This is a genomic window from Streptomyces sp. MMBL 11-1 (assembly GCF_028622875.1).
GTDB lineage: Bacteria > Actinomycetota > Actinomycetes > Streptomycetales > Streptomycetaceae > Streptomyces.
Map to the genome: position 1 here is coordinate 3,448,944 of NZ_CP117709.1, position 23,557 is coordinate 3,472,500.

Annotated in this window: 16 protein-coding genes, 2 rRNA genes and 1 pseudogene (1 of these 19 running past the window's edge); 10 read left to right on the forward strand and 9 right to left on the reverse strand. The window is 68.4% G+C overall.

The window, feature by feature from the left end; all coding sequences use genetic code 11:
• Positions 1-290: 290 nt before the first annotated feature.
• The 6 genes and pseudogenes from PSQ21_RS14940 to PSQ21_RS14965 form a co-directional block, all read right to left on the reverse strand.
• Positions 291-1,286: a C40 family peptidase gene (locus PSQ21_RS14940; RefSeq protein ID WP_397992105.1), complete on the reverse strand. Its 996-nt coding sequence runs from the start codon at positions 1,284-1,286 to the stop codon at positions 291-293.
• Between the two features lie 151 nt (positions 1,287-1,437).
• The gene (locus PSQ21_RS14945; protein ID WP_274030997.1) at positions 1,438-2,022 is read right to left on the reverse strand and encodes a hypothetical protein; all 585 of its coding nucleotides are present in this window, start codon (positions 2,020-2,022) and stop codon (positions 1,438-1,440) included.
• Positions 2,019-4,460, reverse strand: coding sequence for an alpha/beta hydrolase (locus PSQ21_RS14950; protein ID WP_274030998.1), 2,442 nt, complete (start codon positions 4,458-4,460; stop codon positions 2,019-2,021). Before PSQ21_RS14950 ends, PSQ21_RS14945 begins: the two co-directional genes overlap by 4 nt.
• A 230-nt stretch (positions 4,461-4,690) precedes the next feature.
• Positions 4,691-5,167, reverse strand: coding sequence for a hypothetical protein (locus tag PSQ21_RS14955; RefSeq protein ID WP_274030999.1), 477 nt, complete (start codon positions 5,165-5,167; stop codon positions 4,691-4,693).
• A gap of 80 nt (positions 5,168-5,247) precedes the next feature.
• Positions 5,248-7,069: pseudogene (locus PSQ21_RS14960) on the reverse strand (alpha/beta hydrolase).
• Entirely contained in the window at positions 7,066-7,473 is a 408-nt protein-coding gene (locus PSQ21_RS14965) for a hypothetical protein (protein WP_337961672.1), read from the reverse strand. Before PSQ21_RS14965 ends, PSQ21_RS14960 begins: the two are co-directional and overlap by 4 nt.
• Positions 7,474-8,055: 582 nt before the next feature.
• On the opposite strand from PSQ21_RS14965, the gene PSQ21_RS14970 reads away from it, so the two are divergent.
• The 6 genes from PSQ21_RS14970 to PSQ21_RS14995 all read left to right on the forward strand — a co-directional run bounded on the left by PSQ21_RS14970 (position 8,056) and on the right by PSQ21_RS14995 (position 15,605).
• On the forward strand, positions 8,056-8,364 hold the full coding sequence (locus tag PSQ21_RS14970) for a hypothetical protein (protein ID WP_003968086.1): 309 nt from the start codon (positions 8,056-8,058) through the stop codon (positions 8,362-8,364).
• A 180-nt stretch (positions 8,365-8,544) separates the two neighbouring features.
• Entirely contained in the window at positions 8,545-9,411 is an 867-nt protein-coding gene (locus PSQ21_RS14975) for a hypothetical protein (RefSeq protein WP_274031002.1), read from the forward strand.
• Positions 9,401-10,756: a hypothetical protein gene (locus PSQ21_RS14980; RefSeq protein WP_274031003.1), complete on the forward strand. Its 1,356-nt coding sequence runs from the start codon at positions 9,401-9,403 to the stop codon at positions 10,754-10,756. Before PSQ21_RS14975 ends, PSQ21_RS14980 begins: the two co-directional genes overlap by 11 nt.
• Positions 10,753-12,303, forward strand: coding sequence for an SCO6880 family protein (locus tag PSQ21_RS14985; RefSeq protein ID WP_274031004.1), 1,551 nt, complete (start codon positions 10,753-10,755; stop codon positions 12,301-12,303). The genes PSQ21_RS14980 and PSQ21_RS14985 overlap by 4 nt, the downstream gene beginning before the upstream one ends.
• Before the next feature lie 115 nt (positions 12,304-12,418).
• On the forward strand, positions 12,419-13,837 hold the full coding sequence (locus PSQ21_RS14990; protein WP_274031005.1) for an ATP-binding protein: 1,419 nt from the start codon (positions 12,419-12,421) through the stop codon (positions 13,835-13,837).
• Between the two features lies 1 nt (position 13,838).
• Positions 13,839-15,605 carry a type IV secretory system conjugative DNA transfer family protein gene (locus PSQ21_RS14995; protein WP_274031006.1) on the forward strand — a complete coding sequence of 589 codons (1,767 nt, stop codon included), beginning with the start codon at positions 13,839-13,841 and terminating at the stop codon, positions 15,603-15,605.
• A 23-nt stretch (positions 15,606-15,628) separates the two neighbouring features.
• Here the strand turns inward: PSQ21_RS14995 and PSQ21_RS15000 are convergent, their stop codons facing one another.
• Complete coding sequence (locus PSQ21_RS15000) at positions 15,629-16,192, reverse strand: GNAT family N-acetyltransferase (protein WP_274031007.1); 564 nt, start codon at positions 16,190-16,192, stop codon at positions 15,629-15,631.
• Between the two features lie 180 nt (positions 16,193-16,372).
• Between PSQ21_RS15000 and PSQ21_RS15005 the strand changes: the two genes are divergently transcribed.
• Genes PSQ21_RS15005 through PSQ21_RS15020 form a run of 4 tightly spaced genes read left to right on the forward strand, consistent with a single transcriptional unit; the run spans position 16,373 to position 20,275 of the window.
• Complete coding sequence (locus PSQ21_RS15005) at positions 16,373-17,395, forward strand: ABC transporter ATP-binding protein (protein ID WP_274031008.1); 1,023 nt, start codon at positions 16,373-16,375, stop codon at positions 17,393-17,395.
• Entirely contained in the window at positions 17,392-18,207 is an 816-nt protein-coding gene (locus tag PSQ21_RS15010) for an ABC transporter permease (RefSeq protein ID WP_274031009.1), read from the forward strand. Before PSQ21_RS15005 ends, PSQ21_RS15010 begins: the two co-directional genes overlap by 4 nt.
• Positions 18,208-18,227: 20 nt before the next feature.
• Entirely contained in the window at positions 18,228-19,613 is a 1,386-nt protein-coding gene (locus tag PSQ21_RS15015) for a sensor histidine kinase (RefSeq protein WP_274031010.1), read from the forward strand.
• Complete coding sequence (locus PSQ21_RS15020; protein WP_274031011.1) at positions 19,610-20,275, forward strand: response regulator; 666 nt, start codon at positions 19,610-19,612, stop codon at positions 20,273-20,275. The genes PSQ21_RS15015 and PSQ21_RS15020 overlap by 4 nt, the downstream gene beginning before the upstream one ends.
• Before the next feature lie 91 nt (positions 20,276-20,366).
• Here the strand turns inward: PSQ21_RS15020 and rrf are convergent.
• Positions 20,367-20,483, reverse strand: a 5S ribosomal RNA gene (gene rrf, locus PSQ21_RS15025).
• A gap of 79 nt (positions 20,484-20,562) precedes the next feature.
• Positions 20,563-23,557: ribosomal RNA gene (locus PSQ21_RS15030) — 23S ribosomal RNA — on the reverse strand (it continues 128 nt past the right edge of the window).

Genomic DNA, 23,557 nt, shown 5'->3' on the forward strand with positions numbered 1-23,557 from the left:
CGCTGTACCGCATCACCGCGACGCATGGTCGGCGCGCATGCCGTTCCCGTCCTCTTCCCAGGGAACGGCCCGGCCGTCGTGTGCGTTCCACTCTCCACCGAATGATCACCATGACGTTATCGAAGAGTGACTCGTCATCGCAGCTCAGGGCCCAGGCTTCACAGAGAGTTCCGTCCACGGCCGACTGCCCGTCAGCGCGGTCCGCCGCTCCGGAAACCCTGGCCGGAACCCCGGCCGGGAGGCCCGTACGGGAATCCCCCGGGAGACACGTGAGACACAAGAGACCTCCGTCACCCCGTCGGCAGATCCGTCGGAAGGGCGGCGGCGCCGTCCTTGGTGACCCGTGTCGCACCGAAGTAATCCGGCGTATCGATCTTGTCGAACCGGATGACCGACCCGGTGAACGGCGCGTTGATCATATAGCCGCCCCCGACGTACAGCCCGACGTGCCGGATCGCACGTGAGTTGGTGAGGTCGTCGGAGAAGAACACCAGATCCCCCGGGAGCAGCTCGTCCCGCGAGGGATGCGGGCCCGCGTTGTACTGGTCGTTGGCGACGCGCGGCAGTTCGATGTCGACGGTCCGGTAAGCCGCCTGGGTCAGCCCCGAGCAGTCGAACCGGCCCTGCTGCTCCGGCGTCCCGTTGCCGCCCCACAGATACGGCGTGCCGAGCTTCTTCTGGGCGAAGTAGATGGCCCCTGCCGCCTGCTTGGAGGGCGCGACACGGCCGACGGGCCGGGCGAAGCTCTTCTCCAGCGAACGGATGATCTTGACGTAGTTCTGCGTCTCCCTGTACGGCGGGACGCCACCGTACTTGATCACCGCGTAGGCGCCGGCGTTGTACGCGGCGAGCATGTTGCTTGTCGGGTCGCCCGGCACCTTCTTCACGTACCCGGCGAGCTCGCAGTCGTACGAGGCGGCCGAGGGGATCGCGTCGGCGGGGTCCCACACGTCCCGCTTGCCGTCGCCGTTGCCGTCGATCCCGTGCGTGGCCCACGTACCGGGGATGAACTGGGCGATGCCCTGCGCGGCGGCGTGGCTCTGCGCCCGCGGGTTCCAGCCGCTCTCCTGGTACAACTGCGCGGCCAGCAGCGCCGGGTTGATGGCGGGACAGAGGTCGCCCCACTTCTGCACCAGCGGCTGGAACCGCGCCGGGACCGCCCCCTTGGCCAGCGCGACGGCACCGCCGCCCCCCGATCCGGCGAGCCCGGCGGCGGCGGAGTACGTACCGACGACGAGCAGCGCCAGGAAGCACATGACCATGCCGACGCCGATGCCACCGAACACCCAGAATTTCCGCACCCCTCAACCATCCCCCATCGGGGCGCGCTTCAGAGCCGTTTTCGACGGTGTGTACGAGTCATCCGCAGCACACCACCGGCGCACCCGCAGCACACGGGGGCGCCGACGGCTCACCGGCACCAGGGGTGACGCGGCCTCAGCCGCCCTCCCCCGACCAGAAGTCCGACCGGACGTTGGGGCGAGGCAGCGGATAGACGTCCTTGTACGCCGGGCCGTTCGGCTCGGTGGTGGGTGCGGCGACCTTCGACTCCTTCACGCACGGGCTGTCGGCCTCCAGGAAGGCCTGCCCCTTCCCCCGGAAGGAGACGCTGACACCGAATCCGCTCTTCGTGACCGCGTAGACCGCCGGGAACTTCTCGTCCTTGTTGACCGCCTTGATCCGGTAGTCGTTCTTCCGCCAGAACGACTCCGCGCGGTCCAGGAACGTCTGACGGAGTCCGGGGGAGATGACCGTCATGACGGCCCGCCGACGGGTCACCCCGCAGGCCCGGGTGGTGGTCGGCCCGTGCGCCCACCGCACATCGGGGTCGATGCCCTTCAGGACCGCGTCCAGCATCGCGTCGGACTGCTCCGCAGCCTCCTGCATGTCCATCCCGCGCTCCTTTCCGGTGCTCACGCCGCCCTCGTGCGCGCTTCCGTCCTCGCTCCCGCACCCGGACAGCACCACCCCCAGGGCGAGGACGACCGCGCCGAGGGGCAGGGCCCGCTTCGCTCGACTCACTTCGGTTCCTCCATCTTGAGCCGGTCGGCGTTGCCCGACACGATCAGGGCGATGCTGTCCGCGGACACGGCGTCGCGTTCCGGGCTGAAGTAGTTCGAGTGCGAGTCCAGACTGATACCGCTCCCGCTGACGAGCGGCGGACCGTCGGCCACCGGGAAGCGCCGCGCCCCGAACGCCTTGCTCGCCGGATCCTTCCCGAACCACAGGTCGTCGTCACCCGGATCGGCCAGATCGCCGGCCAGATAGGCCCCACCGGGGCCGCCCAGGGCGAGCCCGATGCCACCGACCACCACCTGGGTCTTGGAGGGCAGCTTGGTCACCGGGTCGTTGGCGGCGGCCCCCACGAAGACGTGCTCGCTGCCGACGCCGAGGTCCACGGCGTGGTCGACGCCGACCCCCGGACTGCCGACCAGGATGATGTCGTCGACCCCGGGAATCCCGCCGGGCCGGGCCGCCGCCGCGCCCACGGTCCGGGACCCGTAGGAGTGCCCGATGGCCGTCATGTGCGGGTCCGTGTTCTGGTTGGTCACGGAGATCCCGCCCATGAAGTCGCGGTAGGCCGCTCCGCCCTTCTCGGCGCGCCCCGTGCCCATGACGGCGAAGTAGCCCGCCGCCCCGTCCTTGTCCGGCAGCTGCGGCGCGTCGTACCCGAGCCAGACGATGGACGCCGTGGAGTCGTCGTACCCCTGCGCCCCGATCGCGGTGTCCCGGGCGCGCCCGATGTCGTTCTTGGCGAACTCCTCGTCGAGCGAGGTGTTGAGCCCCGGTACGTACGCCGACACGTGCTGGGAGGCGTCCGGGTTGCCGAACGAGACGATGGCCCGCCCGTTGCCCTCGTCACCGATCCCGATGAGATACATCGGCGGCTTGCCGTCCTCCTTGAGCTGCCGGTCGATCTCCCGCAGCCCGGCCAGCTGGTCACGCGCCTTGTCGGTGTCGACCCCCTCCAACTTGTCGATCAGCGCGGGGAGATTCCTGCGGTTGGCGGCGTCGCGCGCGAGGACCGGGATGCCGTCGAGGTTGCCGATCCGTTCCGGCACCAGCTCGATGTACCGACCGCGCTCCTCCGGCGAGAGCCCGTCCCACCAGGCCTTGTTCCCGGCCGGCGTGGCGTTCTGCGGAATCCGCCCGCTCAGGTGCGCGCGCTCGGCGTCCCGCACCTCGGCGTCGACCCGCGCACCGGAGCCGGGTATCGCCAGCCCGGCTCCGCCGACCGCCTTGTTCCAGTCCCAGGCGGCGCCGACGTAGTCACCGCGCTTCCACTTCTCACCCGCGCCCCGGGTGTCGCGCCCCCACTGGTCGACGATGCGCTGACCGCTCTCACCGGGCCGCAGGACCGCGTCGACGACCCCTTGGAGGTCACCGCCCAGCCCGTCCCCGAGGAACCCGTCGAGGAAACCGCCGCCGTTGGGGCCAGGGGGTCTACCCGCGTCGACCGGCACGATGACGTCGGCCGGGGGGAAGGCGTCGCCGCCGTGGTTGCTGTCCTGGTCGCCGCTCTGGCCGCTGTCCTGGTCGCCGCTCTGGTCGCGGCCCTGGGGGGACGAGGCGTTGCCCTGGGGGCCGGCGGTGTCACCGGAGCCGTTGCTGCCGTTCGCGGCGGTGCCGCCGGTGCCGCCAGTGCTTCCGGAGGTCGCGGCCCCTTCGGTGCCACCGGTGGCACCGCTGGCACCGCTGGTACCGGTGCTGCCGGTGCTGCCGGTGCTGCCGGTGCCACCGGTGAGGCCGGACTCATCACCACCGCCACCACCGCCACCATCGGCACCAGCACCGCCGTCCGTACCGGCGCCCGAAGCATCATCGTGACCACTGCCGTTGCCGCTGCCGTCGGCGCTTCCGCCACCGGCCACGACGTCATGCCCAGGCGCTGGGCACGAGCCACCGGTCAGCTCGCAGATCGCACTACGGATCTCCGCGGTGAGCTGCCTGCCGGTTCCCGTGGCCATCAGCCCGCCGACGAGCGCGACGACCACGAGGACGAGGCCCAGATACTCCAGCGCGGTCTGCCCACCGTCGCGGCGGAGCTTCATCATCCGGGCGAAGCTGAACAACCGTTGCTCGACCCGCTGCTCCCGGCCGCTCCGGAACCACCGGCGGCTCCCCGGCCGGCACAGCAGCACGATGGCGGCCGTCGGTATCGCCAGCCGGGCGACACCCCCCGCCCCGGCCCCGCCGCTCAACTCCGCGAGGGCACCGAGAACGATCCACGCCTGAACGGCGAGGAGCCCGTACCAGACTCGGACGCCGCCCTTACGGACGTACAGCGACAGCACGAAGGCGCCGATGCCGGGTAACGACGCGTAGAGCAACAACCCGAGGAAGTACCCGTCGACCGCGTCCACCGAGGACGCCGTCGACAGGGCCCTGATGCCGCCCACCAGGGTGGCCACGAAGAGAACGTGAAGGAGGATCAGCACCGCTTGCAACGGCCGGGGCATCAACCGCCCTGGATCCGCTGCGGCAGCGCTTACATCGACGCCGACAGGGACCGCGCTTCTTCGTATGCCGGACAAGAGCAGTCCCCTACCTCGTGAGTGGGCGGAACGGGCGACAGATCAGTCACTCCGCGTATGCGACCACACAGGCAGGGGGCACGACATGGGCCCCAGGGCCCAATGCAGGGCTCAAAGCCCGTACACACTCAACCAGTTGAGCCAACCTGCCCTGATCACGACCTTCTCGCCGCCACCTCGGGGGCGCCTGCCGACCAGAAGTCTGAGTGGATGTTGGGGCGGGGGATGAGCCGCGCTTCCGGATCGAGGAACGCTGTGGCACGACTGGTGGAGTCGGCGACTTCGGAGCGGCGGACGCAGGGGCTGTCCACGTCAAAGTGGAATTGACCCTTGTCAGCGACAGTCAAGCTCACTTGGAACCCGTCCTGCGTCCTCACATAGATCGCGGGGGCATCAACGTGGCTGTTGATGGCCGTCACGCGATAGCCGCTCTTCCGCCAGAACCGATCTACTAAACCCAGGAGGCTCCCCCTTCGCTGAGCAGATACGACCGTCATGACCGTCCGTCTCCGAGTGACCGTGCAACTCCCCGTCGTCGTCGGACCGTGCACCCAAAGCACGCTCGGCTCGATCTCATCGAGAACGCTGTCGAGCATGCCATCAGCGCGCTCAGCCGCATCCTGCATATTCATATCTTCACCCCGACCTCCCGCACACCCTGACAACAACGCCCCCAAGAGAATTACGATGATGATCGATCGAGGCCTGCCCATTAACGCGTCTCTTCTCTTTGAATCCTGTTCGCGCGCCCCGCAGCGATCAATGCCATATTTTCGACCGACGTTCTATCGAGCTCGGGATCGAAGTATTCCGAGTGGGCATCGATCGTTACCCTCCCCTCCCCAACCAGGGGCGGCCCATCCCCTACCTCGAATCGCTGCGCCCCGAAAGCCTCGCTGGCCGGATCCTTGCCGAACCAGACATCGTCGTCCCCTCGGTCGGCTAAACTGCCGAAGATATAAGCTGCAGCCGGTCCGCCGACCAGTGCCTCTGCCGCCCCTACGGCGAATTCGCCCTTCGAGGGAAGTTTGGTCACAACATCATTGGTGGCCGCTCCGACGAACACATGATCCCGGCCCACTCCGAGTTCGTCCGCACTGTCGACCCCAACGCCTGGGCTTCCGACGAACACGATGTCATCAACACCAGGAATTCCGCCCGGATACTGTGTAGCAGAGCCAACAGTCCGTGAGCCGTACGAGTGGCCGATCGCCGTCATGTGCGGGTCTTCATTCTCGTTCGCCGCCTCGATTCCGCCCATGAATTCGCGGAAGGCTAATCCGCCACCCTCCGCTCTGCCATCTGCAATGACAGAGAGAGAACTGAGCCCGTCAGGCGACTGCGGTGCGTCATATCCGAGCCACGTGATTGCAGCGGCAGGCTCTCCGTGACGATTCGAAACGATGGACAGGTCACGGGCGCGCTTTAGGTCGTTCGTGGCAAACTCCTCATCCAACGAGGTGTTCAACCCCGGAACATAAGCCGCCACATTCCGCGCCGTATCAGGATTCCCGTAGGACACGATCGCCCGACCATTTCCCTGATCCCCGATCCCGAGCAGGTACATCGGCGGCTCCCCCGCCCCCGGCACCGCCCTCAGCTGCCGGTCGATCTCGCGCAGCGCCGCAAGCTTGGTCGCCGAGTCCTCGTCGTTCCGCCCCTCCAGCTTCCCCATCAGCAACTGCAGGTTGTCCCGGTTCGCCGCGTCCCGTACGAGGGCCGGAATCCCGTCCAGGTTGCCGATCTGATCCGGGTACACCGCGAGGTACTCCTCACGCTGTTCGTCCGTCAGTCCGGCCCACCACGCCTTGCGCTCCGCCGGGCCCTCATCGTGCGGGATCGCGTTCTTCAGGTAGCTGCCCGCCGCCTGCCGCACGGCCGCCGCATCGGCCGCGGCGTCCTGCCACGTCGCGGCCGGGACGCCCAGGCCCTCCCGCGCCTTCAGCGACCGCAGGATCCTGGCGTACCGCCAGTCCGCGTCGGCCGCCGTCCGTACGGCCTGCGCCACCCGGTCCGCGATGTCCTGGGCCTTGCCGGCGTTCGGGTTGGGCGCCACGAGCCCCGAAGGGGGGGTCCATGCCCGGGTTCGGAACCCCGGACGCCGTCCCACCCGCCAGCGGCTTTCCGTCGATCAGGCCCTCGCCCCCCGCCGGATACGTCACCGAACCATCCGCGTGCACCGTGAACCTCAGCGCCGCCGCATCGTCAAGCGCCCCCTGCAGCACCCGCTGCTGGGCCTTGATCTCGTGGGCCAGGCTGTTCAACGTGGTCCGCAGCAGCCCGCACTCGGTGTAGATGTACTGGAAGTTCGTCCCCAGCCCGCGCAACCGCCTGACGGCCGCGTCCACCGCCTCCCCCTTCTGCGTATCGTGCAGGCCGGGCAGGAGCTGGCCCTCGATACGGTCCCGGGCCGCGTCGGCACGGTTGCTCACCCGTCCCCAGCCGTCCGCCGCCTCCTCCAGTTCGGCGCACCTCACCTCGCGTAACGCGGTCCAGGTCAGGGCGGAACCCGCACCACTGCTCCGCCCGCTCACCCCGCGCCGCCACAGGGCGGCGTCTTCACCCCGTCGAAGCCGCTCTTCACCGCCTCGTTCGCCCGTGCCTGGCCCCGGACGACCGCCCGCAGCTTCCCGGCGAGCCTCCCGCACTCGCCGCGCGCGCCCTCGATCCGGCGCTCCCACGAGGCGCGCACGACGCTCAGTTCGGCCAGCGCGTCCAGTGCTCCGGCCCCTGTGGTCAAGCCCCGGTGCGCCGCCTCCAACTCGCTCTTCACCGGGCCGAGGTGTGTGACCAGCTGGTCGGCCCCCGCGGCGGCCCGCAGCCACGGACCGCCGCTGTGCCGAAGATCTCCGCACCCGTCCGCCCCCGCCGGTCCGGCCGGCGTCCCCCGCCGCTCCCCGCCCCCGTTCTGCGACCCGACCACGGTTACTCCGCCCACACCGCTCACCCCGTTCCTCTTGATCGTGGAGCGGCACTGTGCCAAATCCGCGGTACGCGACATGCCGTACGCCAGCCCGCTGGGTCCCGGCTCTGTGCGCCCCCCTGCCCCGTGGATCCCGGCCGGGCAGAGCGGGGGCGCCGCCCCCCGCAGAGCCGCTCGGTTCACCCGAACGAAGGGGGAGCCGAGCACAGACGACCTCACCAGCCCCGCCCCGCGCCCCGCGTGCTGTTCCCCAAGCACGCCTGACGAAGCATCGAACAGGCAGCCGACCGGCGCACCGACGGCTCTCGAACGGCGCATACGAACACACCGTGCCCCGCGAACGCTGCAACCGCCTCAGGAACCCATGGCCATCGTCGTTGCTCCTGGTCACACCCCGTGATACACAGAGTAACCAGACGTATACATGAAGGGCCGGACGAGCCGCAGGTCAGGGCGACCGCCCCGGTCAAACGTGCGAGATCCGGGTAAAGAGACGCGGGAAGGCGTCGTGCGAGCGCGGTTTCATCAGCGAAGATAGAAGGCGACCCGTGCCGGACGGTACGGGCAGCGAACTACCCAATAGGGGCGGTGACTTACATGATCCTGGCAGCAGAGAAGGGCGACATCACCACCATCATCGGCGGAATCGCCCCGGACTGGGGGCCGTTCGGGACGCTGGGCAACGAGGCGCGCATCATGATCGAGGTGGTGATGGCCATCGCCATTCTGCTCTGCCTCGGCATCGCGATCTGGGGCGCGGCGAAGCAGCGCATCGGAGCGACGGCACTCCGCGACACGTTCAGTGCGGAGCAGGGCAAGGGGCTGATCGTGGCAGGACTGACAGGGGTCTTCATCATCGGATCCCTGGGGACCTTGTTCACCATCGTGTACGGAATGGCTGTCTGACCCACCATCGGCCGCTCCCCTCCGGGCCGTCCCAGCCCGTTCCCCCCATCCGCCCGTCGTGCCCACCGGCTGAGGTTGCGTTTCCCTGATGTCGAGTCACCACACCGCGCTCAAGCGGCAACCAGCACAGCTACCGTCGTCCTGCGCGGATCTGCACACGACCGAGGGAGCGAACGCGGCATGAGTCCCGGTGACGAGCACGACTACCGCGGCAAGGACCAGGGGGGCCGCCCGGAGGACCCGTACAGCACCCTCGGCGGCACCCGTCAGACCCGTACCCGTCTCCCCGACGGTGACACGGGGCTCCCTCACGCGCGCCGCCCGGTCCGCAACTCCCGCTCCCTCGTGACGGTCACCGGCGTCGTGGTGCTCCTCGTCGCTGCCATCGCCTTCGCCAACCGAGGCGGTGGCAGCGACGACGCCTCCCCGGGCGCCAAGAAGCCCGGAACCACAGGAAGCGCCCCCACCGCCGCCACCGGCACCAAGCCCGTCCAGGGCAAGAACGGCACGATCGCCTCCGGCTTCGCCCACGACGAGCAGGGGGCGCAGAGCGCTGCGGCGAACTACGCGGTGGCACTGGGGTCTGCGGAGATGTTCATGAAGGAGAGCCGCCGCAGCATCATTCAGGCCACGCATGATCCAGCGGTGGCCTCGGATCTCCAGGACAGCCTGGACAGTGCCTATTCGCCGACGTTCTACAAGAACGTCGGCCTCAACGACGACGGCAGCACGCCCACCGGGCTGACTTTCGTCTCACGGACCGTCCCGGTCGGCACGAAGGTCGTCAAGATGGAAGCCGACGTCGCCACGGTGGAGGTCTGGTGCACCGGCCTCGTCGGGCTGGCCGGGCAAGGCTCCACCAAGCCTGTGACCGAGACCTGGTTCACCATCTCGCAGGAACTCAAGTGGGTCGGGGGCGACTGGAAGATCTCGTCGTCGACCCAGACGGAGGGACCGACACCGGTCAACGGTGACAACCGTGCCTCCACGGCCGACGAGATGGCCACTGCGGTTGATGCGTACGGAGGCTTCACCTATGCCCGATAGCCGCCGATCGCGTCTCTCATCACTGGCAGGCGCTGCAGGTCTCGCGCCTGCCGCACTGGTCTTCATGGCACCAGGCGCCTCCGCGGCTCCTACACCGACCCCGACGCCATCTCCCAGCGAGAGCGACAACCCCTGCGACCTCATTGTCGGGCTCGCCCGGGATTACTGCGAGGACGGCGAAAACGCTCGCAGCGGGTCACGCGCACCCACTGACCTCGACAATCCCACCGACCCCCTCTCCTCCCTCGCCCGAGGCTGCGCCGACGCCGCCTCCTGGATCGTCGGCAAGCTCAGCGAGGCCGTCGAGTCCACGGCCAACGTCGACTTCACCAACCCCAAGTTCCTCCAGCAGTACGCCGTCATCTTCGCGGCTTCCACCATCCTCACCCTCGTCCTCTGGCTCCTCGCCGTGGCCAAGCGGGCCATCCGCGGCGTCCCCCTCACCACCGCGATCTCCGAGGCCGTCGGCTTCCTCTGGCTGACCGTCCTCGCCTCCGCCTTCACCCCTCTGATCCTCTACACGATCGTCTCCGCCACCGACGGCGTCACCGAGGTCATCTCCTCCGCCACCGGCGGCCAGACCGACGTCTTCTTCGGCTCGTTCGCCGAAGCCCTCAAGAAGGGCGAGGACATCGGCGGCGGACCGATCATGCTGATCGTCGTCTCGCTCGTCTCGATCCTCGCCGCCGGCATCCTGTGGCTGGAGCTCGTCATCCGCGCCGCCCTGCTCTACGTCGGCGCGCTCCTCGGGATCGTCGTCTACGCCGGCCTCGTCGACAAGAACATGTGGGGCCACGTCCGCCGCTGGGCCGGCATCATGATCGCGGTGATCATGGTCAAGCCGGTCATCGTCATCGTCCTCGGCCTCGCCGGAGCGCTCTCCACGGGCGACGGCCCCGACGCCTTCTCCGCCGTCGTCTCCGGCCTCTCCATCATCCTGCTGGCCATCTTCGCCTCCGCCATGATCTACCGCTTCGTCCCCGGCTTCGGCGACGAGATCCAGGGCGCCCGCACCAACCGCAAGCAGGCCACCGACGGCTCCCAGGCCGCCGCCCTGATCAGCTCCCCGGCCGCTCTCGTCTCCCAGGGCATCAAGACCCACAGCGGCCGTAACGACCAGAACAGCGGCGGAGGCGGAGGCGCCCGCCCCGCCAACCCGGCCAGCGGTGGCGTCGCCGCCCACAGCTCCCGTACCACCGGCGGAGGCGGCGGCGGGGGTTCCGCCCCCTCGCCCCGCAGTGGATCCGCACCCACCTCCGGAACCCCCCACAGCAGCCGCTCCTCCCGAGGCGGAGGCGGCTTCGGCACCACAGGTAACTCGAACACAGGAGGTGGAGGGCGTTGACGACCCAGTCCCACACGATGACGCCCCGCCGCACGTATCTCATCGGCCGCGCCCGGCCGAACGCGATCGTCGGCAAGAACCGTGAGACGGGCGAGATCGCCCTCATCATCGCCGGCGCGTTCCTCGGCATGATGAGTGGACTCCTCGTCCCGGTCCTCTCCCTCCGCATCGTCTGCCTCGTGGGCTTCCCCATGCTGGCCCTCGCCATCGTGTACGTCCCCTACAGGGGGCGGACCTTCTACAAGTGGTTCGAGATCAACCGCAGCTTCAAGCGCTCCCTGCGCCGCGGCACCGCCTACCGCTCCGCCGCCATGGAAGCGGGCGTCAGCGCCGACGGCCGTGAGGTCGAGATCGGCCCGCCCCCGGGCATCGGCCGGATCAGCTGGCTCGCCGCCCCCTTCGGCCCCGACGAGATCGCCGTGCTCCTCCACGCCGACCGCCGCACCGTCACCGCGGCCATCGAGATCGAGGGCCCCGGCGTCGGCCTCCGCGACAGCGAGGACCAGGAGGCGCTCGTCGACCGTTTCGGCACCCTCCTCAAGCACGTGGCCAACGGCGACGGCTTCGTCACCCGCCTCCAGATGCTCGCCCGCACCCTCCCCGCCGACCCCGACGCCCATGCCAAGGACGTCGCCCAGCGAGGCGACAAGGCGTCCCCGGGCTGGCTCCAGGAGTCCTACGACCAACTCCAGTCCATGGTCTCCACCTCCAGCGAGCAGCACCGCGCCTACCTCGTCGCCTGCATGCACTACAGCCGCGAACTGGCCGCCGAGGCCAACGCCATGGCCCGCGCCGCCCGCCCCCACGGCGGCCGCAAGCTCGACCGCGACGCCGGCCTCGCCGTCGTCATGGCCCGCGAGCTCACCGACATCTGCGCCCGCCTCGCCGAGGCCGACATCCGGGTACGCCAACCGCTCGGCCAGAGCCGCGTGGCCTCCCTCGTGCACTCCATGTACGACCCCGACCACCCCATCGACCACATCCAGGCCATGACCAAGCGCAACGCCTGGCCCGCCGAGCTGGACGCGGTCGAACCGACCTTCCTCCAGGCCAAGACCCGCGAGTCCACCACCCGCGCCCCCTGGTGCCACGCCACGGCCTGGGTGAAGGAATGGCCGATGACCCCCGTCGGCGTCAACTTCCTCGCCCCGCTCCTCGTCCACACCCCCGACGTCATCCGTACCGTCGCCGTCTGCATGGACCTCGAACCCACCGAGGTCGCCATCGAACGCATGCTGACCGAGAAGACCAACGACGACGCCGAGGCCAGCCGGCAGGCCAAGATGAACCGCACCGTCGACCCCCGCGACATCGCCGCCCACGGCCGGCTCGACCAGCGGGGTGAAGATCTCGCCAGCGGCGCGGCCGGAGTGAACCTGGTGGGGTACATCACGGTGTCGTCCCGCTCCCCCGAGGCCCTCGCCCGCGACAAGCGCACGATCCGCGCCTCGGCCGGCAAGTCGTATCTCAAGCTGGAATGGTGCGACCGCGAGCACCACCGGGCCTTCGTGAACACGCTGCCGTTCGCCACGGGCATCCGCCGCTGACAAGGCATCACCCCCACCGCGACCACCCGCAGAAGACCCACAACCGCCCCACCACCCCAACCACTCCAACAACCGCGACAACCGCGACAACCGCAACCAGAGAGGGCACCCCACCATGCGAGACCCCCTGTCCGCATTGTCGGATGCCTTCACCTCGTTCCTCTTCGGCAAGGTGGAGACGACCCGCCTCCCCGTCCGTACGTCGACGGGCCAGGCCCAGGCCGTCTACCTCCCCACCGCCGCCCCCGGCCTCGGCGACTCCGGCGTGATCATCGGCCGCGAGGTCTACAGCGGGAAGGGCTACATCTACGACCCCTTCCAGCTGTACGGGCAACAGCTCCCCGCCCCCCACTGGCTCGTCCTCGGCGAGTCCGGCAACGGCAAGTCCGCACTGGAGAAGACCTACGTCCTGCGCCAACTCCGCTTCCGTGACCGGCAGGTCGTCGTCCTCGACGCCCAGGGCGAGGACGGCGTCGGCGAATGGAACCTCATCGCCCAGGAGCTGGGCATAACCCCCATCCGGCTGGACCCCACCGCAGCGCTCAACGGCGGCATCCGGCTCAACCCCCTCGACCCCTCCATCACCACCACCGGCCAGCTCGCCCTGCTCCGTACGATCATCGAAGTCGCGATGGGCCACGGGCTCGACGAGCGTTCCGGCTTCGCGCTGAAGGTGGCCCACGCCTACGTCACCGCGACCATCACCGAGCGCCAGCCGGTCCTGATGGACATCGTGGAGCAGCTGCGCCATCCGGAGCCCGAGTCCGCCGAGGCGATGAACGTCGACATAGACGATGTACGGGCCTGGGGCCTGGACGTCGCCCTGGTCCTGGACCGCCTGGTCGACGGTGACCTGCGCGGCATGTTCGACGGCCCCACGGCCGCCGGCATCGACCTCGACGCGCCCCTCATCGTCTTCGACCTCTCGCACATCGACCGCAACTCGATCGCGATGCCGATCCTGATGGCGATCGTCGGCGTCTGGCTGGAGCACACCTGGATCAGGCCGGACCGCAAGAAGCGCATCTTCCTGGTCGAAGAGGCGTGGCACATCATCAACTCCCCGTTCGTCGCCCAGCTCTTCCAGCGCCTGCTGAAGTTCGGACGCCGGCTCGGCCTCTCGTTCGTCGCCGTCGTCCACCACCTCAGCGACGTGGTGGACGGAGCAGCGGCGAAGGAAGCGGCGGCCATCCTCAAAATGGCCTCCACCCGCACGATCTACGCCCAGAAATCGGACGAGGCCAGAGCGACCGGCCGGGTCATCGGCCTACCCCGCTGGGCCGTCGAGATCATCCCGACCCTCACCCCCGGCATCGCCGTCTGGGACGTCAACGGCAACGTCCAGGTCGTCAAACACCTGATCACCGAAGCCGAACGCCCCCTGGTCTTCACCGACCGCGCCATGACCGAGGGATCGGCGGACGACATGCTCCCCGACGACATCCGCGCCGCCGAACTGGAGGCGGAGCAACGGGCGGCCCGGATCGAACACCAGCAACGGATGAACGAGTCGTCAGAGTCAACGGTGGCCTGACATGGCACGTCAGCCGGCGCGGGGCCGGGACAACGGGCCCGCCCACCACGACGGTTACGCCGGCCGCCCCCAGGGCGGCGGCATCCCGGACGGCCTGCTGATCGGTCTCCTGGGCCTCCTCCTCGCCGCCACCCTGGTCGCCTGGACGGCCGCCGGCCTGGCCGGGCTCCTCGCCCACGGGGCCTGGCCGGACGGCGTGACGTTCACCCGGTCCCCGCTCGCCCTGCGCGAACTGGCCACCGCCCCCCAGGACCTCGCCGCGGCCTGGCCGGGGACGCCCCCGGCGCAGCTCTCCGGATACGGCCTGTTCTGGGGCCTGTTCATCGGCGAACTGATGGTGCTGCTGGTCCTCGCGGTGTTCACGCTCGGAGTCGTGGCCCGTGGCCGTGCCGTACGGGAGCGGCGCCGCGAGGAACGAGCCTTCGGAACGCACGGGAAGCAGCCCCCCGCCGTAAGAGCGTCACCGGCCACAGAGCCGACACCGGCACCCGGCCACACAGCCGAGAACACCCCCGCGGCCGAACGCACGCCCGCTCCCGCCAGGGGAGACGCACGACACTTCACCCCCGAGGCACCGGAGGCACCGGAGGCACAGGCACCCGAGGCACCCGGAGCACCGGCGGCCCCCAGTCCCTCTGCAACATTCGGGTCCCCAGGGACCCCAGCAGCCCCTGAGACCCCAGGAACCCTCAAGACTCCAGGAACGCCCGAGACCCCCAGGCCCTCGGAGTTCCCCAGGCCCTCGGAGCTCCCCGGGACCTCTGAGATGCCCCCCGAAGTCGCCCCCTCCGCCCTCCTCCTCCCCTCCCCCCGCACCCCCCTCCTCGTGTACGCCCCCGCCCCCGCCCGGCGCCCCACCGTCGTCCGGGCCGTCCTCGACGCCGAAGGCCCCGTCCTCGTCGTCACCTCGGACCCCACCGTCTGGGCCGAGACGAAGGACGCCCGCGCCAAGCTCGGCCCGGTCCTCGTCTACGACCCGGGCCACCTCTGCGACACCCCGGCCCGCCTCCACTGGTCGCCCACCACGGGCTGCGAGCTCCCCGACGTCGCCGCCGCGCGCGCCGCCGCCCTGCTCGCCCCGGTACGCCCGCAGGCCCGGATCGACGCGGCGGTGGCCGACACGGCGCAGACGCTCCTCCAGTGCTGGCTGCACGCCGCCGCGGTCGACGGCCGCCCCTTCCGCCAGGTCCTCCGCTGGGCCTCCGGATCCGGCGCCCACGAACCGGTACGCCTCCTCCGTACGCACCCCAAGGCCGCGTCCGGACTCGCCGGGCTGCTGGAGTCCGCCCTCACCGCCTATCCCGAACGGCGCGAGGTGGCCCAGGAACTGACGGTACGGGCGTTCGCCGCCCTGTCCACGGTGCACATCCGCGAGGCCTGCACGGCGAACCGAGCGGATTCCCTCGTGCTGGAATCTTTTGCGCACGAAGGGGGAACGCTCTATCTGGTGGGCGAACCCATCGAGGATCCCCGCTCCCGCCCCGGCGCGATGCCCCTCCTCACCGCGCTCGCCGCAGACGTGGTCGAGCACGGCCGCCGCATGGCCGCACGGTCATCCGACGGTCGGCTCGACCCACCAATGACGCTCGTCCTCGACGACGTCGCGGCGGTGGCACCCCTCCCCCAGCTCCCTGAGCTGCTGGCGACCGGCCAGAACCGGGGCATGCCCACACTGGTGCTGCTCCGTTCCCGGGAACAGGGGCGGGCCCGCTGGCAGGAACGCCTGCACGTTCCGGCCCCGGGCGCCGGTCAGCCGGAAGGCGCTTAGGCCGTGAGGCCCCCGGAGCACCGCTACCGCTCGCCCCGCCCGAGGACGTACTCCAGCTCCAGCTCGCCCCGGCCACCCGGGGCCGGAATCCGCTGCCCGGAGGGGACGAATCCGAACCGCCGGTAGAAAGCGGCGGCGCGCGCGTTCTTCTCGTGGACGTAGAGGCGCACCCGCTCCAGCCGGGGCGAGGACAGCGACCACGCCCACGCGACGGCCTCCTGGAACAGCGCGTCCGTCACCCCGGTACCCCGCACCTCGGGACGGACGAACACACCGACCAGGTGCGCCTGTTCCACCGCGGGCGCCTCCCCGAAGCGCACATCGTCCTCCGGGCTCTCGACGAGCACGGTGACCGAACCCACCCACACCCCTTCGGGCGACTCCGCGACGAACTGCCGGACACGACCGCCCCCGCCCTCGGCGGCATCAGCCGCGCGCTCCTGCCAGAAGGCGTCCGGTTTCGCCACCGCTTCCTCGTACGACTCCAGAAACGCCACCGGGGCCGCCGGGTCCCGCAGAGCGTCCAGCCGCAACTGTCTGACCTGCGGCCATTCGTCAGCCCGCACCGCACGCATCACATAATCCATGCTCCGATCCTCACCCCCGCCCGCCCCACGTTCAACCGACTAACCCCACCGCGACCGCGACCACCGCCACCCCCAGAGCGACCGCGCCCACACCCCGTCGTACCCCGGTACTACGCCCCAGGCCCACGTCCAGCCCCCGGTCGGACGACCGTGCCGCGCCGTCTCCGTAGCGTCGACCGCATGATCAAGGCACACGGCCTCACCAAGCGGTACGGCGACAGAACCGTCGTCCAGGACCTCGACTTCACCGTCCGCCCCGGCACGGTGACCGGCTTCCTCGGCCCCAACGGCGCCGGGAAGTCCACGACGATGCGCATACTCCTCGGCCTCGACGCCCCGACGCACGGCCGCTCCACCGTCAACGGCCGCTCCTACGCCGCCCACCCCGCGCCCCTCACCCAGGTCGGCGCCCTGCTGGAGGCCCGGTCCGCCCACCCGGGCCGGTCCGCCCTCAACCACCTGATGGCCCTCGCCCACACCCACGGCATCCCGCGCCGCCGCGTCGAGGAAGTCATCGACCTCGCCGGGCTCACCGACGCCGCCCACCGGAGGGTCAAGGGCTTCTCCCTCGGCATGGGCCAGCGACTCGGCATCGCCGCCGCCCTCCTCGGCGACCCCGCCACCGTCATCCTGGACGAACCGGTCAACGGTCTGGACCCCGAAGGCGTCCTGTGGATCCGCACCCTCCTCACCTCTCTCGCAGCCGAAGGCCGTACGGTCCTCGTCTCCTCCCACCTGATGAGCGAGATGGCCCTCACCGCCGACCACCTGATCGTCATCGGCCGAGGCAGGCTCCTCGCCGACACCACGGTGGCCGAGCTGATCCGCTCGGCGGGCGGGGCATCCGTCAGGGTCGTCACCCCCCAGCCGGACGAACTGAGCGCACACCTGGCGAACCCGGGCGTGACCATCACCACCACGCACGTCCCCACCACGCACGTCCCCACCACGCGCGTCCCCACCACGCACGTCCCCACCGCCGACGCCCCGGCTCACGAACTCCGGATCCGAGGCGTGGACGCGGCGCACATCGGAGGCGTGGCCGCCGCGCACGCGATCACCCTGCACGAACTCACGCCGCAGACCGTGTCGCTGGAGCAGGCGTTCATGGACCTCACCCAGGAATCGGTCGACCACCGGCCACAGCGGGAGACCCCGTCCCCGCTTCCCGGCCCCTCCCCTCGCACCGGAGCAGCAGCATGACCACAACCCATCCCACCCCCGCGCTCTCACACCCCGCAGGACCATCGCGGTACGGCATCACCGGGCCCCGGATCCTGCGCTCGGAATGGCACAAACTCCACTCCCTGCGCTCCACCTGGATCACCGTCGTCTCCGCGGTCGTCATGGTCCTGGGCGTCGGTCTGATCATGGGCGGGACCTACACCTCCGGCGGCGGGGACTCCGACGTCGACACGGTCGTCCTGACCCTGTACGGCAGCATGCTCGGCCAGTTGTGCCTGGTCGTCCTGGGCATTCTGATGACCGCCGGCGAGTACGCGACCGGCATGATCCGCTCCTCGCTCACCGCCGTACCCGCCCGGCTCCCCGTCCTGTGGGCCAAGGCCGCGGTGTTCGCCGCCACCGTCTTCACGGTCATGTTCGCGACGGCCCTGGTCACGTTCGCGGCGGCCCAGGCCTTCCTCCACGACACCGACCAGGCCGCCTCGTTCACCGACCCGGGCATCCTGCGCGCCCTGGCGGGGAACGCGGCCGCTCTCACCCTGATGGGCCTGCTCGCCCTCGGCCTCGGCGCACTGCTGCGCTCCGTGCCCGGTGCGATCGGCGCGTTCATCGGCGGCGTCATGATCCTGCCGGAGATCCTCGGGATGCTCCCGTACGACGCCGTCGAGCGCGCCATCATGTACTTTCCCACCCAAGCCGCCGGTGCCCTGGGCTCCGCCACCCCCATCCCGGGGACCGCCTCCCCCGGCCCCGCCCTGCTCGCCCTCACCGTATGGGCGGGCACGACACTGGCCGCGGCAGCGCTGGGGCTCCGACGCCGCGACGTCTGACCCACGAGGAGAGCGACCAGGTGACGGACCACCCCCAGGCCGCGGGCACGCTCCCGGCGACGCCCGACGCCGCCACAGCCCCACCACCCCCGCCCGCCGGCACCGCAGGCGCCACCCACCCCGCCGAGACGGCCCCCCTCACCAGGATCATCCGCGGCGCCCTGGACCGCCTCCGCGCCTTCGACCGACGTCGGCCACGGGTCTGGGACGCGGCGGTGACCGCGTTCTGGACCGTGGCGGCGGTGCTCGACTACACCTCAGGCGGCTGGCGGACCGTCGCACACGACGACGTGACGGCGCCCGAAGCGCTGGTGCTCCTGATGAGCCTCTGCTTCTCGCTGCCGCTCCTGTGGCGCCGCACGCACCCCATGGCCGTCCTGCTGCTGATGGCACCGGCGTCCCTGGTGAACGTCTGGACGGGCGCCGTGGTCCAGGCCGCACTCCTCCAGCTGATCCCGGTGTTCCAGCTCGTCCTGCGCTCCTCCTTCCGTACGGTCGGGGCCGCGGCAGCGCTGTTCGTCGCCCCGGTCCTGGCCATCGGCGTCCGCATCCCCTCCACCTGGGGGCAGGAAGTGGTCTCGTACGTCTGGGGCCTGGTCTTCGTCGTCCTCCTGGGGATCGCGGTCCGCACGCGTCGCGAGTACACCGAGGCCCTGGTCGAGCGCGCCCACCGGCTGGAGCGCGAACGCGACCAGCAGGCCCGGCTCGCCGCAGCCGCCGAACGCACGCGCATCGCGCGGGAGATGCACGACATCATCGGCCACAACCTGTCCGTCATCACGGGCCTGGCGGACGGCGGGGCGTACGCGGCCCGGAAGAACCCGGAACGCGCGGGCCAGGCGCTGGAAGCCATCGGCGCCACCAGCAGGCAGGCCCTGTCCGAGCTGCGCCGTCTCCTGGGTGTCCTGCGCGACGACCACCCCGAGGCCGAACGCACCCCGCAGCCCACGCTCGACGAACTGGCCCCTCTCATCGAACGCGTACGCCGGGCAGGACTGCCCGTCCACCTGGAGTTCCACGGCGAACCCCGCCCGCGGTCACTCACTCCGGGCCGCCAACTCACCGTGTACCGAGTGGTCCAGGAAGCCCTGACCAACACCCTCAAGCACGCCACCCCGCCCGCTACGGGCCCGCGCCCCCCGCTGGAGCCCCACCAGGCGCCCCTGTCCGCGACGGTCACCCTCACGTACACCCGCACACACCTGGACGCCCGCATCACCGACACGGGCAACGGAGCCGGTCAGACCCCCGGCACCGACGAAACACCACCACCGCCGGCCCAGGGCATCATGGGCATGCGGGAACGCGCCGCACTGTACGACGGCACCCTCGAAGCGGGCCCGCTGCCGGACCACGGCGGATGGCAGATACGGCTCCGCCTTCCCCTGGAGGACACGCACCAGTGACGACCGTACTCATCGCCGACGACCAGCCGATGCAGCGCTTCGGCTTCCGCATGCTGCTGGAGAGCCAGGACGACATGACGGTCGTCGGCGAGGCCGGCAACGGCGACGAGGCCGTCCGGCTGGTCGCCCGCCACCACCCCGACGTCGTGCTGATGGACATCCGTATGCCGGGCCAGGACGGCATCGAGGTGACCCGGCGCATCATCGCCTCGGGCGCCCGCACCCGCATCCTGATCGTCACGACGTTCGACCTGGACGAGTACGCCTACGACGGCCTGCGCGCCGGCGCCAGCGGCTTCCTGGTCAAGGACGCCCTGCCCGAAGAACTCCTCGCCGGCATCCGCGCGGTGGCCGCCGGTGACGCGGTGGTGGCCCCGACCCTGACCCGCCGTCTTCTCGACGCCTACGTGCACCACCTTCCAGCGGTACCAGGCGCACCCGCCGCGTCGGACCCGCGCATCACCGCGCTGACGGAACGGGAACGGGAGGTCCTCACCGTCATCGGCCAGGGCTGGTCGAACACGGAGATAGCCACCCGTCTCCACCTCGCCGAATCCACGGTGAAGACGCACGTGACCCGCATCCTCGCCAAGACCGGCGCGAGGGACCGCGTCCAGGCGGTCATCCTGGCGTACGACACCCGCCTGGTCACACCGTCGTAGACCGGGTCGGGCGGCGATACACCACCGCCACAAGGGCCGTGAACGCAGGAAAGCCCCGCACCAAATGGTGCGGGGCTTTCCCGGAAAAATTGTTCGGCGGCGTCCTACTCTCCCACAGGGTCCCCCCTGCAGTACCATCGGCGCTGAAAGGCTTAGCTTCCGGGTTCGGAATGTAACCGGGCGTTTCCCTAACGCAATGACCACCGAAACACTATGAAATTAACCAACACCGGAGAAAAACACGGCCGTTCGTTATTTCAGAACTAACACAGTGGACGCGAGCAACTGAGGACAAGCCCTCGGCCTATTAGTACCAGTCAGCTCCACCCGTTACCGGGCTTCCACATCTGGCCTATCAACCCAGTCGTCTACTGGGAGCCTTAACCCTTCAAGAGGGTGGGAATACTCATCTCGAAGCAGGCTTCCCGCTTAGATGCTTTCAGCGGTTATCCTTTCCGAACGTAGCCAACCAGCCATGCCCTTGGCAGGACAACTGGCACACCAGAGGTTCGTCCGTCCCGGTCCTCTCGTACTAGGGACAGCCCTTCTCAATATTCCTACGCGCGCAGCGGATAGGGACCGAACTGTCTCACGACGTTCTAAACCCAGCTCGCGTACCGCTTTAATGGGCGAACAGCCCAACCCTTGGGACCGACTCCAGCCCCAGGATGCGACGAGCCGACATCGAGGTGCCAAACCATCCCGTCGATATGGACTCTTGGGGAAGATCAGCCTGTTATCCCCGGGGTACCTTTTATCCGTTGAGCGACAGCGCTTCCACAAGCCACTGCCGGATCACTAGTCCCGACTTTCGTCCCTGCTCGACCCGTCGGTCTCACAGTCAAGCTCCCTTGTGCACTTACACTCAACACCTGATTGCCAACCAGGCTGAGGGAACCTTTGGGCGCCTCCGTTACTCTTTAGGAGGCAACCGCCCCAGTTAAACTACCCATCAGACACTGTCCCTGATCCGGATCACGGACCCAGGTTAGACATCCAGCACGACCAGAGTGGTATTTCAACGACGACTCCACAACCACTGGCGTGGCCGCTTCACAGTCTCCCACCTATCCTACACAAGCCGAACCGAACACCAATATCAAACTATAGTAAAGGTCCCGGGGTCTTTCCGTCCTGCTGCGCGAAACGAGCATCTTTACTCGTAGTGCAATTTCACCGGGCCTATGGTTGAGACAGTCGAGAAGTCGTTACGCCATTCGTGCAGGTCGGAACTTACCCGACAAGGAATTTCGCTACCTTAGGATGGTTATAGTTACCACCGCCGTTTACTGGCGCTTAAGTTCTCAGCTTCGCCGCTCCGAAAAGCAGCTAACCGGTCCCCTTAACGTTCCAGCACCGGGCAGGCGTCAGTCCGTATACATCGCCTTACGGCTTCGCACGGACCTGTGTTTTTAGTAAACAGTCGCTTCTCGCTGGTCTCTGCGGCCACCCCCAGCTCAAGCAGCAAGTGCTATCACCAGTGATGGCCCCCCTTCTCCCGAAGTTACGGGGGCATTTTGCCGAGTTCCTTAACCATAGTTCACCCGAACGCCTCGGTATTCTCTACCTGACCACCTGAGTCGGTTTAGGGTACGGGCCGCCATGAAACTCGCTAGAGGCTTTTCTCGACAGCATAGGATCATCCACTTCACCACAATCGGCTCGGCATCAGGTCTCACCCTTAACGTGTGACGGATTTACCTACCACACGGGCTACACCCTTACCCCGGGACAACCACCGCCCGGGCTGGACTACCTTCCTGCGTCACCCCATCGCTTACCTACTACAAGTCTGGTTCATCGGCTCCACCACTACCCTCAACTCCGAAGAGATCGGGCCGGCTTCACGGACTTAGCATCGCCTGATTCAGTACTGGGCGTTTCAAAGCGGGTACCGGAATATCAACCGGTTGTCCATCGACTACGCCTGTCGGCCTCGCCTTAGGTCCCGACTTACCCTGGGCAGATCAGCTTGACCCAGGAACCCTTAGTCAATCGGCGCACACGTTTCTCACGTGTGTATCGCTACTCATGCCTGCATTCTCACTCGTGAACCGTCCACAACTCGCTTCCGCGGCTGCTTCACCCGGCACACGACGCTCCCCTACCCATCCATACGGGCGTTGACCCTATGTGTATGAATGACACGACTTCGGCGGTACGCTTGAGCCCCGCTACATTGTCGGCGCGGAATCACTTGACCAGTGAGCTATTACGCACTCTTTCAAGGGTGGCTGCTTCTAAGCCAACCTCCTGGTTGTCTCTGCGACTCCACATCCTTTCCCACTTAGCGTACGCTTAGGGGCCTTAGTCGATGCTCTGGGCTGTTTCCCTCTCGACCATGGAGCTTATCCCCCACAGTCTCACTGCCGTGCTCTCACTTACCGGCATTCGGAGTTTGGCTAAGGTCAGTAACCCGGTAGGGCCCATCGCCTATCCAGTGCTCTACCTCCGGCAAGAAACACACGACGCTGCACCTAAATGCATTTCGGGGAGAACCAGCTATCACGGAGTTTGATTGGCCTTTCACCCCTAACCACAGGTCATCCCCCAGGTTTTCAACCCTGGTGGGTTCGGTCCTCCACGAAGTCTTACCTCCGCTTCAACCTGCCCATGGCTAGATCACTCCGCTTCGGGTCTAGAGCGTGCAACTCAAACGCCCTGTTCGGACTCGCTTTCGCTACGGCTTCCCCACACGGGTTAACCTCGCTACACACCGCTAACTCGCAGGCTCATTCTTCAAAAGGCACGCAGTCACGACACAAGGACAAGTCCTTGTGCGACGCTCCCACGGCTTGTAGGCACACGGTTTCAGGTACTATTTCACTCCGCTCCCGCGGTACTTTTCACCATTCCCTCACGGTACTATCCGCTATCGGTCACCAGGGAATATTTAGGCTTAGCGGGTGGTCCCGCCAGATTCACACGGGATTTCTCGGGCCCCGTGCTACTTGGGTGTCTCTCAAACGAGCCGTTGATGTTTCAGCTACGGGGGTCTTACCCTCTACGCCGGACCTTTCGCATGTCCTTCGCCTACACCAACGGTTTCTGACTCGTCTCACAGCCGGCAGACTATGAAAGAGAGATCCCACAACCCCGCATGCGCAACCCCTGCCGGGTATCACACGCATACGGTTTGGCCTCATCCAGTTTCGCTCGCCACTACTCCCGGAATCACGGTTGTTTTCTCTTCCTGAGGGTACTGAGATGTTTCACTTCCCCTCGTTCCCTCCACACTGCCTATGTGTTCAGCAGCGGGTGACAGCCCATGACGACTGCCGG

What these genes read in the sequence shown, in the direction of transcription:
- PSQ21_RS14950 (WP_274030998.1), bottom strand. Translation starts at nt 4,460, where the DNA reads ATGCCCCGGCCGTTGCAAGCGGTGCTGATCCTCCTTCACGTTCTCTTC.
- PSQ21_RS14955 (WP_274030999.1), bottom strand. Translation starts at nt 5,167, where the DNA reads ATGAATATGCAGGATGCGGCTGAGCGCGCTGATGGCATGCTCGACAGC.
- PSQ21_RS14970 (WP_003968086.1), top strand. Translation starts at nt 8,056, where the DNA reads ATGATCCTGGCAGCAGAGAAGGGCGACATCACCACCATCATCGGCGGA.
- PSQ21_RS14975 (WP_274031002.1), top strand. Translation starts at nt 8,545, where the DNA reads ATGAGTCCCGGTGACGAGCACGACTACCGCGGCAAGGACCAGGGGGGC.
- PSQ21_RS14980 (WP_274031003.1), top strand. Translation starts at nt 9,401, where the DNA reads ATGCCCGATAGCCGCCGATCGCGTCTCTCATCACTGGCAGGCGCTGCA.
- PSQ21_RS14990 (WP_274031005.1), top strand. Translation starts at nt 12,419, where the DNA reads ATGCGAGACCCCCTGTCCGCATTGTCGGATGCCTTCACCTCGTTCCTC.
- PSQ21_RS14995 (WP_274031006.1), top strand. Translation starts at nt 13,839, where the DNA reads ATGGCACGTCAGCCGGCGCGGGGCCGGGACAACGGGCCCGCCCACCAC.
- PSQ21_RS15000 (WP_274031007.1), bottom strand. Translation starts at nt 16,192, where the DNA reads ATGGATTATGTGATGCGTGCGGTGCGGGCTGACGAATGGCCGCAGGTC.
- PSQ21_RS15005 (WP_274031008.1), top strand. Translation starts at nt 16,373, where the DNA reads ATGATCAAGGCACACGGCCTCACCAAGCGGTACGGCGACAGAACCGTC.
- PSQ21_RS15010 (WP_274031009.1), top strand. Translation starts at nt 17,392, where the DNA reads ATGACCACAACCCATCCCACCCCCGCGCTCTCACACCCCGCAGGACCA.